Source organism: Enterobacter sp. 22452 (genome assembly GCF_052045065.1).
Lineage (GTDB): Bacteria > Pseudomonadota > Gammaproteobacteria > Enterobacterales > Enterobacteriaceae > Enterobacter > Enterobacter mori.
Genome location: NZ_JBQEOB010000002.1, coordinates 871370 through 885065 on the forward strand (window position 1 = coordinate 871370; position 13696 = coordinate 885065).

Sequence of the window (13696 nt, forward strand, 5' to 3'; positions counted from 1 at the left end):
ACATTTGCGAAAGGGAAAAGCGCGGGGTTAAAACGCCACGTCGACAATCAGCGTATCGGTGTAGGTTCCGGCGGGAGGCGTGGCCTGGCTGGTCAGGACTTTTGCGGTGTAGTTATAGGTACGCAGTAAACCGTCGGTGCTGACCTGCGACGATGTCGCGCTGGTCCAGCGCTCGCTGCCGCTACTGCCCCAGCGGTTGGTCGTGGCTTCTTTATAAATGTCGTAGCTCATGGTGTTACTGCCGCTGACCATCCGGCGGACATTATTGAGGGCGTTGGCACCATTATTAATGCCGATAGTGTAGGTGCTGCCTTTGGTGCAGGTGACGGCAATGGCCTGCGAGACGGTAGGGAAACTTTGTACCAACGGTGCGCTGTTGAAGTTCACGTCCGGCGTGGTCATGGCGCTGCAGTCGTTGGTGACGCTCATGTTAAGCAGAATGGTGGTCGTTGCGGTTCCCGTCTGGGGGGACGTACAAAGGCTTCCAATACCTAAGGCACAGACGTTGTAGTTGATGCTGAAGGTCAACAGCACCTGATAAGGACCGGCGGTGACGTTTTGTCCGGGGACGGTGCGGAAATAGAGCGGAATGTTGTACTGCTTTGACCCGAGCAATCCCAGCAATGTGTTGCCGCTCCAGGTATACGCTTTGCTTATCTGTACCTCGCTGCTGCTCGCGCACCCGGATAATCCGCACAGCCGGGTGGGGATCACGTCCGTAATCGCCGCATTATCCGTGCGCTTCATGGTGGCGCGGCTGTTACCCGACACCGAGGCCGAGGTGAAGTTCAGCGTCACCGAGTCGCTGGTCAGGACGTTGAGCACGGCGTCACACGCCACCACCAGCGTGCCGGTGGTTTCCACCTCCCCATTTCCGCTGAGCGCGAACGAGGTGACGCTGCCAAACGATGCATTGACCGTACTGACGGTGCACGCCGCCCAGCCGCCGCCGGAAAACAGCAGCAGCATCCACAGCAGCAGGCGCGTCATGGCCCCTCCCGGCACACCAGTGGACCGTAGGTTTGCAGCTTGTGATCCGGATTGGCTCCCACGGTCAGCGTAGCCTTGCAGCGTTTTCCGTCTGGTGCGATCACCTCGAGCGGATTCACATCGCTGAGATTTTCCAGCCAGGCGATGCCGTCATACCCCACCACCGCGTTGCTGCGCGAGACGCGTCGGACCTGGCTTCCCACGGGCAACGCCTGCCCGTGCGCATCGTGCAGAATAACGCTGGCCACCCGCTCCTGCTCCATCGGGAAATCGACCAGATAGCCGCTGTGGCGGCGAATGGCGATCCGGCGCTCCGTCTCTTTCAGGCGGGTATCCGCGGGCAGATTCAGGGTATCAATTCGGTAGCTTGCCGGGTAATACGCCGACACCCCGCTCACCAATAGGTAACCGTTGTTATTGGTTTTACCGACGGGCTGGTTCTCATAGCTGACGGGCACGTCCGGGTGGCCGTCGGTACTGATCACCACAAACGCATCGTTGATTTTGTTTGCCGCAAACAGCTCGCCGTCCATAAGCACAACGGAACCCATCGCCTCGCCCCACCAGGTCATGGTGTCCCTTTCGCCATAGCCGCCGCCCTGCAGCTCGATGTTGTTATTGCGCCAGCCCAGCGTTCCCTGTTGATAATCACTGGCTCTTGACTGGTTGGCCCAGGCCATATTCCAGCTGAACCCACCGTCAGAAGGCATGGCGTGGTTGTAGTTAATGCGCTGAGTACTGCCTGCGTCCGGGGTGTTCTCAACGGTGACGGCAGCGCTGTCGCGCTCCCCTAGCGGCACCTGTAGCGACAGCGCAACGGTCCAGTCTCCGCGCTGCTGATCCCGGCTGCCGGCGAGGTAAATACTGCTCGCGCCCCACAGGTTGCGGCTCCAGGAGAGATTAAGCAGCTCGGTTTTTTGACCGTCAAAACTCTCCACGCCGATCCAGGCCGCGCCGATGTTGCCGTACTGTCCCAGATTGAAGGTGAGAGAATACTGGTCCGTATTGCGGCTAAAGCTGGCGATGGGTTTATCGTTTTCGTCATAGATCGTCGGCTGGTCGTAAAGGGCGAGGTTGCCAAAGCCGCGGTCGCGACGCGTGTGCTGGGTGGCGACGCTAAACTCGCTGGTGCTGTACTGGTAACCCCAGTTGATTTGCCCACCCTCGTCACCGCGCATGCGGCTTTGCGAGTAAGCGGTATTCACCACGCCAAACTGGCCGAGTTTTATCACCGTCCCCGCCCCGCCCAGCGCCAGCTCCTGCGCCCCTTCCGCGTGCCCCTCCAGCGTCAGCCAGTCCGTCATCCCGTAGCGATACGAGCCGCTGCCTGCTGCCGAACCGTAGTCAAAATTCTTGATACCGTAATTACGCCGCAGGCTGCCCAGGGTCACGGCACCGTCGCTCAGCCCTTGTTTAAGCAAGTCGCTGGTGACGTAGAACGGGAGCGTGGTGCTCACCTGTCGCCCCAGCGCATCCGTCGTGACCAGCACCGCATCCCCGGCGCCGTTGATATAGGGCAGATTGGTCAGGGTGAAGGGGCCAGGCTGAAGCTGGGTAGAGCCGGAGCGATAGCCGTTGATAAAGAGATCGACCGAGGTGGGTACTGCGGCTTCCCCCGCGAACTCGGGCAGCGGCCATGTCACCAGATCGGGACGCAGGGAGAAATCCCGCCCGACGCTTACCCCGCCCATCCGCACGCTGGAGCTCCAGCTCAGGGCATCGCTGATCACATCCCCGACGCTCCAGCTCATCGCGTCATCTTCATTCGTGAACAGCAGGGTCGTGTCATAGCGAACATACCCTTCTTGCTGCCCGTCGTTACCGGTGAAGTTTTCCCGGGCGTAGCCGGTGGAGGAAAAGGAGCCGTTCTCGTTGAAGTAGCGGAACTCATGCCAGAGCGACGCCTGACCGCCGATATGTTCCGTGTGGTTGGTGTAGAGATCGTAATTCAGCAGCGCTCCGCGCCCGTAGTGCGGTTTGGCCTGCGCCGTTTGCGCGCTGAAAGGGGTCACGCGGGCCGTCACCCAGTCGCGGGGAACGGTCAGCAGCAGGCGCTGCGCGGCGCTGTCGTACTCCACCCGAACCTGATCAAGCGAGGAGAGATTCACCTCACCGGCAGGAACATGCGCCGGGGGCAGCCCCGCGCGCAGCAGGTCGGCGCTGGAAATAAAGAAAGCACCTTTACGCTGCGTCACCGGCACGACCAGACCGGTATCGTAGTGGTTGAGCACGAGGGCGAGCTGGAAGACCGCTTCATCATTTATCGCCTGTGCCTGAGGAGGCGGCGGCAAACTGTCGTCGCCGGGCTCGGCCAGGGTCGCGGAACTGACGCAAAGCAGCATCATCATCGCTGGCTTCAGTTTACGGGCGTCGACTGCCATTGTGCTTCCCTGGCATTAATCTGCGCGCTCATCCGCTCTGGCTGACGAACGCCAGCGGGTACTGGCCAGCTGCGGGTACTGCGCGGGAGGACGTAACCCAGTAATCCCTCCGCTACCGTGCGTTTCTGCCCTCCCTGCTCCAGCGCCACCTGGCTCAGCCTGACATGAACATCCCCCCGGTTTCGAACCTCCAGCGCAGGCTGTCCACCCGCCTGCGTCACCCGCCAGCTCAGATTTTGGGGCTCCGCCAGCGCGTGGTGCGCGCCCTCTTTTACAGTCGGCACCCCCTGGCCATACACAAACAGAGGGATGGAGTAGCGCATCTGCAATTTGAGGCCGATGGCAGGTTCGGCTTTGGCATCTGGCTGGGGAATTTCATCCACGATGATGCGGTAAGCCTGTTCGATACCTGCGGGAACTGAAGCCTGTTTGATAAGGCGAATGAGCTGCTTGCTCCCAGTACCAATCGTGACGATGGGCGGGCTGGCGACCACATCCTGCTGCGCGGTATAACGCTCGTGCCCATCCTCCTGTTTCCAGCGCACGATGCGGACCTGCATCGTCGTGGCGCTGTTTCCCTGGTTCTGGATCCACAGTTCCGTAGCGTTGGCGTCCGCAGCCAGCCACGGATCGATCGGCCACAGCAGGATGGTGGCCGCCGCCTGCGCCTGCCCGGTTGCCACCGTCATGCTCAACGCGCCCGCCAGACAAACAGGTCTGAAAAATGGCTTCATCAATACTCTCCCTTTATTACCATGACAAGGTCACGGTGAGCTGATCGGTATAAGTTCCTGCTGGGCTAAACCCGGTCAGTAGCGCCACGCCGAAAAGCGGCAGCGCGATGTTATTGCTGTTGGCATAGGTCACCGGTATCGCCTGGTTGACGCCAATTTCGCTGTTGGCGGCCAGCGAGCTGCTGCTGTAGAGCCGGTAAGGCACCAGTTCTGTTCCACCGGACCGTTTCATCCGACGAACGGATGAATAATTTTGACCGCCGTTAATGCTCATGCTCAGCGCCACGCCCGGCGTACAGGCGATGGACAACGCCCCGTTTGGCACAAAGCTGGTGCTGACCGGCGCGCTCTCGACGCCGTTATGACTGCCAAAATTCAGCGTGCCCAAAAGCCCGCCGCTACCGGTAGCCACCGCACATCCGGGTACAATCGTGGCGCTGACCTTAAAGGACTGAGACGTCACCGCATCCGCCGTCGGCATCATGAGCAATACAACCATCAGCGTGAAAAAAGGGTGCACGCGTCCCTCTGCGCGTTTGCGCAGACTTGTCAACGTTGCCTTCATGGCGGTAGAGGACTAGTAGGTGACGCTGACGTTAATCGTGTCGGTGTAGGTCCCCGGTACGACCGTCACGCTGTTGCCGCCGCCGGTAATACGCCCGTAGAGGGTGTAACTGTCTACCCCTCCGGTCGTAGAGGCGATCGGCAACGCGGCGTTATTGGCAATCACGGTATTAAACCCGCTGTCGCTGTACAGGCTGTAAGCCACGCCCTGTGCCGTATTGGCGGTGTTAACCAGATAGCGCGCAGGGGTGCCTGGCGTGCCGACAACGGTGCCGGGGGCCGTGGAGTTGGTGTTGCCGACAATCGCCACCGTATAGCTGGCGGTCGTGCACTGAATGGTGAAGGTGTTTCCGCCGCTGGCACCGGAGAGTTGCGTGGTCAGGGTAGAAAACGTGGCGGGATGGGTCCCGAAATCGAGCGTACCGAAGTTAATGCCACTTTGCGCGGGCGATCCGTTTATCAGACACCCGTTTGTCAGCGTCAGCGTCGCGCCGATGGTGCCGCTGCTGGTCACGGCCAAAGCCTGAGGGGCCATTGTCGCAGCCAGTAACGAGCCTGCGCAGATCAAAAGGCGTTTTCTTTTCATTTACCACTCTCCAGAAGACGTCGCCGTTCCCTTGCCACATTTTATTTTTGCTGTTCAAGATGTTAGCCCCGCTTAAGGTTCCTCTGAGGGGGGTTATTGAGAATTTAGTTTATGGATATCGCTTCGACCACTTTCCCTTTTACACATAAGCCATATGTCTTATTGACACATTATCTTTATAAATAACAGAGAGTTAAATTTTTTCAGGCGGCAATTTTGTTTTATCAGGAGAGAATATATCCATTAAAGTGTGATTTTAATCACAATATATCGTCAGCACATTCACAACAAATTTAATAAAACTTAAAAAGGAGTTGTATCCCCCTACGCTTTGCGTCAATTTATGGGCCGAATAATTTCCCGTTTCGTAATAAAAAATTTATATGTATCGACGCGGGCTACATCTGAAGCGCATAGAGGGTATTTTTTCGTGGCAAGTGCAAACAAACTCACACTCTTCATCGTGATATTCATGCTGGCGGGTATTCTTTCAGGGGCAGCAATTCATGAATATGCATCTGCGGATGCCATCAAAGCCTGGTCGGATAATATTACCCTTCTGACCGATATTTTCCTCCGTCTGATCAAAATGGTGATTGCGCCCCTGGTCTTCAGCACGCTGACCGTTGGCATTATGAAGCTGGGCGAAACCTCCACCATTGGCCGCGTGGGCGGCAAAGCGATGGTGTGGTTTATCAGCTCATCCGTGCTCTCTATTCTGGTGGGGCTGTTTATCGTCACCCTCGAGCATCCCGGCAGCGGTCTGAACCTGACGGTGCCGAAAGAAGCTGTGGATACCGGCCTGGCCGTCAGCGGCATGACGCTGAAAGCCTTCCTGTCGCACACCATTCCGACCAGTATCGCAGGGGCGATGTCGAACAATGAGATCCTGCAGATTGTGGTGTTCTCAATGTTCTTTGGCATTGCTGGCGCATCGCTGGGGCAGAAATTCAACGCGCCGCTGGTGGCCGCGCTGGATGTGGTTTCCCATATCATGCTGAAGGTCACGGGTTACGTGATGTACGTTGCGCCGCTGGCCATTTTCGCGGCGATCTCCTCCGTCATCGCCACGCAGGGTCTGGGCATTCTGCTGAACTACGCCTCCTTTATCGGCGGTTACTATGTGGCGATCCTGCTGACCTGCATGGTGCTGCTGGCCGTGGGTTACATGGTGCTGAAAAAAGAGGTGTTTCGCCTGGTCAGCATGCTGAAAGATCCGGTCCTGGTGGCCTTTACCACCAGCAGCTCTGAAGCCGCCTATCCTAAAACGCTGGAACAGCTGGAGCGTTTTGGCTGCTCGCGCAGTATTGCCTCTTTCGTCCTGCCGATTGGTTACTCCTTTAACCTGGTGGGCTCGATGGTGTACTGCTCTTTCGCCTCGATGTTTATCGCCCAGGCCTACAACATTCACCTGAGCTTCTCGGAAGTGACGGTTCTGATGCTGACCCTGATGCTGGCGTCAAAAGGCATTGCGGGCGTACCGCGCTCGTCGCTGGTGGTGCTGGCGGCAACGATCCCCAGCTTTAATATTCCGGTGGCCGGGATTCTGCTGCTGATGGGCATCGACCACTTCCTGGATATGGGCCGTTCGGCGATTAACGTGCTGGGGAATGGTATTGCGACGGCGATGCTGTCGCAGAATGAAGGTGCGCGGGAAGCGGAAGCTGAAGCTGAGCTGGTGAAGCAGGAAGCGTAAGTAAAAAAGCCGGGTGGCGGCTTCGCCTTACCCGGCCTACAAATGGCTCGAACACGTAGGCCGGGTAAGCGTCAGCGCCACCCGGCTTTGTTTTATGCTACATGGCTCGCGGCGATATCCAGCAGCGCCATCTCGTCGCTGTTCAGCAGCTTCTCAATGTTCACCAGAATCAGCATACGCTCGCCGAGCGCGCCCAGGCCGGTGAGGTATTCGGTCGACAGCGTGACCGCAAATTCCGGCGCAGGACGGATTTGGTCAGAGGTCAGGGAGAGCACGTCAGATACGCCATCCACGACGATACCCACCACGCGCTGTCCCAGGTTGAGGACGATCACAACGGTGTTGTCGTTATACTCCACGTCGCCCTGGCTGAACTTCACGCGCAGATCGACGATAGGCACGATCACGCCGCGCAGGTTGGTCACGCCTTTGATAAACGCAGGCGTGTTAGCGATGCGGGTAACCTGATCGTAACCCCGAATTTCCTGCACTTTCAGGATATCGATGCCGTACTCCTCATCGCCCAAAGTGAATACCAGGAATTCCTGCCCTGATGGCTCGCCCGCCAGCTTCGTTACATTACTCATACCGGTCATGTTTTTACCTTCTACTTAATCAGGCGGCTGTGTACGCCACACGTTGTTCACGATTTAATCCCTGAAGCGCCGACACATCGACGATCAGCGCCACGCTGCCATCGCCCAGAATGGTCGCAGCAGAAATCCCCGGCACTTTGCGGTAGTTGCTTTCGAGGTTCTTCACCACCACCTGGTGCTGACCAATCAACTGATCGACCAGCAGCGCGTAGCGGCGACCGGCACTTTGCAGGATCACCACGATGCCCTGCGTGGCTTCGGTTTTCGCGCCGTCCACTTCGAACACTTTCCACAGTTCAACCAGCGGGAGATACTCGCCGCGCACTTCCAGCACGCGCTCGCCGCCCGCCAGCGGATGCAGATCTTCTTCGCGCGGCTGCAGGGATTCCATCACCGCGTTCAGCGGCAGAATGAAGACTTCGTCCGCCACTTTGACTGACATGCCGTCGAGGATCGCCAACGTCAGCGGCAGCAGGATGCGAATGGTGGTGCCAGAGCCCTGTTTAGACTGGATCTCAACGTGGCCGCCCATCTCCTGGATGTTACGTTTCACCACGTCCATGCCCACGCCGCGCCCGGACACGTCGGTCACCTGCTCGGCGGTTGAGAAGCCCGGCGCGAAGATCAGCATGCCCACTTCTTCGTCGGTCATGTTTTCGTTAACCGCCATGCCCTGCGAAATCGCCTTCGCGAGAATGCGCTCGCGGTTCAGGCCCGCGCCGTCATCGGTCACTTCGATGCAGATGTTCCCGCCCTGATGTTCCGCGGAAAGAATCAGGTTTCCGACAGGGGATTTCCCTGCTGCCACGCGGTTTTCCGGCAACTCAATGCCGTGGTCCAGGCTGTTACGCACCAGGTGCGTTAACGGGTCAATGATGCGTTCAATCAGGCTTTTGTCCAGCTCGGTGGAGCTGCCCATCAGCGTCAGTTCGATCTGCTTATTGAGCTTGCTGGCCAGGTCGCGCACCAGGCGCGGGAAGCGGCTGAAAACATATTCCATCGGCATCATACGGATGGACATCACTGATTCCTGCAGATCGCGGGCGTTACGTTGTAACTGACCCATGCTGGTGATGAGATCGCCGTGGGTCACCGGGTCCAGTTCGTTAGAACGCTGTGCCAGCATCGACTGGGTGATCACCAGCTCACCGACGAGGTTAATCAGCTGATCAACCTTCTCAACCGCCACGCGGATGCTGGTGGACTCGCTGGAGCGCGCGGCCGGTTTTTCGCCGCGGGCAGGTGCAGCCGTATCTTTCGGCACGGCTTTTAATGCAGGCGTGGCCGGTACGACGGTAGGCGCAGCCGCTTGTGCGGCCTCCTCCACTGCGACAGGGGCATCGACTGCCGCGGCTTCAGTTTCAAAGGCAATTTGGTCGGCTTCGATAACAAAGCACAGCACCGCCACAATATCGTCCTGACTGATACCGTCATCGAGCGTCGCGGCAAGGCTGTCTTTGCCTTTCACCACATTGCTCAATGTCGCCAGGTTGCCCAGTTCTTCTTCGAGAAGGTTGACTTCGCTCTCTTTAAGACGGGATAACACCACGCGCAGTTTCGCCGGGCGGTCGGCAACGGGCGCCGCGTCCTGTGCGGCCATGGCATCAACAACGCTCAGCTTCGCCGCCGGTACGGCAGCGACCACGTCACCTTTTGCTTCCAGCGCCAGCTGGCGCAGCGCGTTGCAGATATATTCAAAGCTGGCGGCATCAGGCTCTGCCGAACTTTTATAGGCGTCGAGCTGTTCCTGCATAATATCTTTGGTTTCCAAAAACAGGTTGATAATGTCGGTATTGAGCTGCATCTCACCGCGTCGTGCTTCATCCAGCAGGTTTTCCATTAAATGGGTCGTTTCCTGCAAAATGGTAAATCCAAAGGTCCCTGCACCACCTTTAATAGAATGCGCTGCACGGAAAATGGCATTGAGCTGCTCTGAATCCGGTGCTTCAGGCACCAGGTCCAGCAGGTGTTGCTCCATATCGGCCAACAGTTCATCGGCTTCATCAAAAAATGTCTGGTAAAAATCGCTAATATCCATGCTCACGCTATCACCTCGGATTGGCTGGTGGCGATGTTGGAACGGCAGCCGAAGGAACGGCCCCAGGCTGTTTTAAATCGTCCAGTGACTCATTCTGACTTTCGGCGTTTTCATGCAGGATGGCCTGCTCCGCCTGCTGGTTCAGCACTAAAAGACTGATACGACGGTTGATGGCGTCGTCCGGCCCGCGGTCGGTGACGCGCATGGTTGCTGCCATGCCGACCACGCGCAGAACCTTGCCATCATCAAGCCCACCCGCCACCAGCTCGCGACGCGAGGCGTTGGCACGGTCGGCAGAAAGCTCCCAGTTGCTGTATCCCTTCTCACCGCTGGCGTACGGGAAATCATCCGTGTGGCCTGACAGGCTGATTCGGTTAGGAATGCCGTTCAGGACCGGGGCAATGGCGCGTAAAATATCGCGCATATACGGCTCAACGTCCGCACTGCCGGTTTTAAACATTGGGCGGTTCTGGCTGTCGATAATCTGGATGCGCAGACCTTCCTGCACCAGATCGATCTTCAGGTGCGGGCGCAGCGCGCGCAGTTTCGGGTCCGCCTCAATCAGCTGATCGAGATCGCCACGCAGTTTCTTCAGGCGCGCCTGTTCCATTCGTCTTTTCAGATCGTCGATGTTTGGCTCTTTTTTCACTTCACCCTTCTGCTGGGTGTAATCGTCGCCACCGCCAGGAATGGGGCTCTCGCTGTTCGAAATGCGCGGCCCACCGGTCACCGCCGTTGCCAGCGGCGTTCTGAAATATTCCGCAATCTGGATCAGCTCTTTCGGGCTGGAGATGGAGATCAGCCACATCACCAGAAAGAACGCCATCATGGCAGTCATAAAGTCGGCGTAAGCAATTTTCCACGAGCCGTGGGAACCGTGTCCGTGCCCCTTATGCTTGCGCTTTTTTACGATGACGATCGGATGGGACTGGTTTTTCATGCGTCCTCAGTTGTCGTCTGTTGGTTTGGGTTTTTCACCGCACGCACGTGTTCTTCAAGCTCGATAAACGACGGACGCTCGCTGGAGTACAGCGTTTTACGGCCAAATTCGACGGCGATCGGTGGTGCGTAACCGTTGAGGTTGGAGAGCAGCGTGATCTTCACGCACTGCATCATTTTGGTGGTTTCCGCGCTCTTTTGACGCAGAACGCTCGCCAGCGGAGAGATAAAACCGTACGCCAGCAAGATACCGAGGAAAGTCCCGACCATCGCGTGGGCAATCAGCGCACCTAACTCTGCCGCCGGACGATCCGCCGAGGCCAGCGCGTGAACCACCCCCATCACCGCCGCAACGATACCAAACGCCGGAAGCGAGTCGCCCACCAGCGCCAGGCTGTTGGCTGGCACTTCAGATTCGCTTTCGTGGGTTTCGATCTCTTCGTCCATCAGCGCTTCAATTTCGAAGGTGTTCATGTTGCCGCTGATGATGAGGCGCAGGTAATCGACGATAAAATCCAGCATCATCGCGTCAGCCAGGATACGTGGATAGCTGGCGAAGATTTCACTCTCTTTCGGGTTTTCGATGTCACGCTCCAGCGAGAACATGCCCTGCTGGCGTGACTTCGCCATCAGGCGATAGAGCAGCGCCAGCAGATCCATATACATGCTTTTGGTGTATTTCGAGCGACGGAACAGCAACGGAATCGCTTTCAGCGTGCCCTTGATCGATTTACCGTTGTTACCAACGATAAAAGCCCCTACCCCTGCGCCGCCGATGATAATAAGTTCAGCCGGTTGATAGAGTGCTCCAAGGTGCCCGCCGGTCATCATGTAACCGCCGAAAACTGTACCGAGAACTACCAGGTAACCTAATAAGATAAGCACGACATCATCCTTCCGCTAGTGACTAAGGCAGGACGTTCATTTCGACAGCGTTACCGGAATGCGGGGTAAAAAAAAGCAGCGGTAATTGCTTACCGCTGCTGGAATCTTGCCCACACGTTCGGGTTAAACAGCTTGTTCGATCTGTTCATCCAGCAGTTGTGGAATAATATCGGCAGCATCCCGGGAAAGTTTACGTCTTTTTACGGCGCGGGATGGAGGCTGGCATAAACTACAGGCGAAGCTGCCAGCAGGCTGATGAGCATGGGTAATAAAATTGCCATCGCAGCAGTTGCAGCGAGACAGTTCAAGCATTCCGCTTTCAACAAAACGCACCAGCGTCCATGCGCGGGTCAGTGCCAGCAGGGGTCCATCTTCCTGCTGAGGGCATTGTTCAAGGTAAAGTTTATACGCTTTGATCACGGCATCGACGCCGCTACACAAACCGGTTTTCAGAAGGTACTGCCAGGCGTTACAGAACATCGATGCATGGATATTCTGTTCCCAGGTCATAAACCAGTCCGTTGAGAACGGCAGCATTCCTTTAGGCGGTGGACTACCACGTAATTCTTTATACAGTTTGATGAGACGACCACGGCTCAGCTGAGTCTCGCTTTCCAGCATTTGTAAACGAGCACCCAGCGTAATCAGCTCCATTGCCAGCTGTATATCACGCGCTTCCTGAACAATGCTTTTCTCGCTCATTTTTATGCCCTTTTCTTACGGGCAACGTCATCAGGCTGGCTGATTTCGCTGAGCAATCGTGTGGAGAGAAGAATACCGGTATGGACCTGTTGAAGATCGTCAACGCGGGATTCCTGGGTAAGACGCGTGATTGTCTGCGGATTATCAAAGCGGAACTGGCAAACGAGTTGATTCGTTTCTGCCAGCTTGACCATTTGCGGGAGCGTTAATCCACCCAACATGGTTGCCATCTCTTCGTTAATACCCAGACGAAACATCGCGGACGCTTTGTCCTGACTAATCAAACGCTGCGCGAGCAGTAAATATGACAAATTGATGTCATAGATATGTTTTAGCAACTCGGATGTATGCATTGTTCCCATCCCGAATAACCAACTATTATTTTTATGCGGAAAGACCGCACCCCGTGATGTCGCCGGGAAATCACCCGGTATAAAAAAGAAAAGGCTAAATGCATAGTTGAATTTAGGTTTGTATTCAACAAAACGTACAACAGCTGAAACGCAGCTGCGCCTCATAACGTTTTATCATTTCTTACAAATAACTAAGATTTTTCCTAATTCGACGCAAACTCTACTCGTCAGTTTTGACACATACAATGCAGCCATCCTCAAATTTAAAAAAAATGTGATCTACGTCACACAATTTAAGTGAATATTCCCCATAAATCCATCAGTATGACTTGTAATTTGGTCAAAACTTAACCAAACGAGACTGTTTTATATTCTTGAAGAGCGAATACTCATGCATGCGTATGAACAGATACGGCATAGCAATTGCTTTTTCTGCTTATATTGACTACGCCAATCATTCACATCGCGTACATCTGGCAGTCACAGTTCCATTACTTAGTAAAAACATATAGTTATGAAAAAAGCGCATAAAATTAATTTCACTGCGTGATCATTCAAATTGTGTTTATAACAGATTAAAACGATTTAACGTGACTGACTAAAAAAAGTGTGATTTACGTTAAGTTGTTAATTTTTTTCATTTAGACACACTTTGCAATTATTCTTCTTATAAGAATAATTAATGAATAATTATGATAAGCTTCACACTAATGCCCTATTCCCCCCTTGCGGAAGTCTTGAAATCGCGGTAAAGCTGAAGAAACCTTGTTGTTCAGACATCAAAGGAGTGCGTGATGAGTTACACCCATCTTCTTGTTTCTGTTGCGGTTTCGCCGGAAAGCCATCAACTCGTCGCCCGTGCCGTTTCTATCGCCAGACCCACCAATGCTCGCATCAGCCTGATCACACTGACAGCCGAACCCGAAATGTACAATCAACTGGCGGCCCCCATGCTGGAGGATATTCGTGAGGTTTTGCAGGAAGAAACACAGCAGTTTTTGCGAGAACTGGTAGAAAAGGCGCAATATCCGGTTCATCAGACCATTATTGCCACCGGGGAATTAAACGAACATATTCTTAGCTTGTGCCAAAAACAGAATATTGATTTAGTGATCTGCGGTAATCATAACCAAAGCTTTTTTTCGCGCGCGGCATGTTCGGCGAAATCGATTGTCGCCTCAAGCCAGGTGGATGTGTTGTTAGTCCCTCTTGGGGGCTCATAAAGCCCCCGA

13 protein-coding genes are annotated in these 13696 nt (G+C 55.5%); 2 read left to right on the forward strand and 11 right to left on the reverse strand.

Features of this window, described 5'->3' with window-relative positions:
• Positions 1 to 27: 27 nt before the first annotated feature.
• The 5 genes from ACTJJA_RS09320 to ACTJJA_RS09340 all read right to left on the reverse strand — a co-directional run bounded on the left by ACTJJA_RS09320 (position 28) and on the right by ACTJJA_RS09340 (position 5255).
• Complete coding sequence (locus ACTJJA_RS09320) at positions 28 to 990, reverse strand: Csu type fimbrial protein (protein WP_440667569.1); 963 nt, start codon at positions 988 to 990, stop codon at positions 28 to 30.
• Entirely contained in the window at positions 987 to 3371 is a 2385-nt protein-coding gene (locus ACTJJA_RS09325; protein ID WP_440667571.1) for a fimbria/pilus outer membrane usher protein, read from the reverse strand. Before ACTJJA_RS09325 ends, ACTJJA_RS09320 begins: the two co-directional genes overlap by 4 nt.
• A complete protein-coding gene (locus ACTJJA_RS09330) occupies positions 3347 to 4105 on the reverse strand; it encodes a fimbrial biogenesis chaperone (RefSeq protein WP_440667573.1) in 759 nt (252 codons plus the stop codon). Before ACTJJA_RS09330 ends, ACTJJA_RS09325 begins: the two co-directional genes overlap by 25 nt.
• Positions 4106 to 4121: 16 nt before the next feature.
• Positions 4122 to 4604, reverse strand: coding sequence for a Csu type fimbrial protein (locus tag ACTJJA_RS09335; protein ID WP_440667734.1), 483 nt, complete (start codon positions 4602 to 4604; stop codon positions 4122 to 4124).
• 78 nt (positions 4605 to 4682) lie between these two features.
• The gene (locus ACTJJA_RS09340; RefSeq protein WP_042716084.1) at positions 4683 to 5255 is read right to left on the reverse strand and encodes a Csu type fimbrial protein; all 573 of its coding nucleotides are present in this window, start codon (positions 5253 to 5255) and stop codon (positions 4683 to 4685) included.
• Positions 5256 to 5685: 430 nt separating this feature from the next.
• On the opposite strand from ACTJJA_RS09340, the gene ACTJJA_RS09345 reads away from it, so the two are divergent.
• A complete protein-coding gene (locus ACTJJA_RS09345) occupies positions 5686 to 6951 on the forward strand; it encodes a dicarboxylate/amino acid:cation symporter (protein ID WP_440667576.1) in 1266 nt (421 codons plus the stop codon).
• A 92-nt stretch (positions 6952 to 7043) separates the two neighbouring features.
• On the opposite strand, the gene cheW is transcribed toward ACTJJA_RS09345, so the two are convergent.
• The 6 genes from cheW to flhD all read right to left on the reverse strand — a co-directional run bounded on the left by cheW (position 7044) and on the right by flhD (position 12464).
• On the reverse strand, positions 7044 to 7547 hold the full coding sequence (cheW, locus tag ACTJJA_RS09350; protein WP_010432502.1) for a chemotaxis protein CheW: 504 nt from the start codon (positions 7545 to 7547) through the stop codon (positions 7044 to 7046).
• A gap of 19 nt (positions 7548 to 7566) precedes the next feature.
• Entirely contained in the window at positions 7567 to 9591 is a 2025-nt protein-coding gene (gene cheA, locus ACTJJA_RS09355) for a chemotaxis protein CheA (RefSeq protein WP_440667578.1), read from the reverse strand.
• A 4-nt stretch (positions 9592 to 9595) separates the two neighbouring features.
• A complete protein-coding gene (gene motB / locus ACTJJA_RS09360) occupies positions 9596 to 10525 on the reverse strand; it encodes a flagellar motor protein MotB (protein ID WP_010432487.1) in 930 nt (309 codons plus the stop codon).
• Complete coding sequence (motA, locus tag ACTJJA_RS09365; RefSeq protein WP_008500417.1) at positions 10522 to 11409, reverse strand: flagellar motor stator protein MotA; 888 nt, start codon at positions 11407 to 11409, stop codon at positions 10522 to 10524. Before motA ends, motB begins: the two co-directional genes overlap by 4 nt.
• 123 nt (positions 11410 to 11532) lie before the next feature.
• The gene (flhC, locus tag ACTJJA_RS09370; RefSeq protein ID WP_172411157.1) at positions 11533 to 12117 is read right to left on the reverse strand and encodes a flagellar transcriptional regulator FlhC; all 585 of its coding nucleotides are present in this window, start codon (positions 12115 to 12117) and stop codon (positions 11533 to 11535) included.
• Positions 12114 to 12464 (reverse strand): flagellar transcriptional regulator FlhD, encoded by a 351-nt coding sequence (gene flhD / locus ACTJJA_RS09375; protein WP_010432485.1) that lies wholly within the window; start codon positions 12462 to 12464, stop codon positions 12114 to 12116. The genes flhC and flhD overlap by 4 nt, the downstream gene beginning before the upstream one ends.
• 794 nt (positions 12465 to 13258) lie before the next feature.
• Between flhD and uspC the strand changes: the two genes are divergently transcribed.
• Positions 13259 to 13687 carry a universal stress protein UspC gene (gene uspC, locus ACTJJA_RS09380; protein WP_010432484.1) on the forward strand — a complete coding sequence of 143 codons (429 nt, stop codon included), beginning with the start codon at positions 13259 to 13261 and terminating at the stop codon, positions 13685 to 13687.
• The last annotated feature ends 9 nt before the right edge of the window (positions 13688 to 13696 follow it).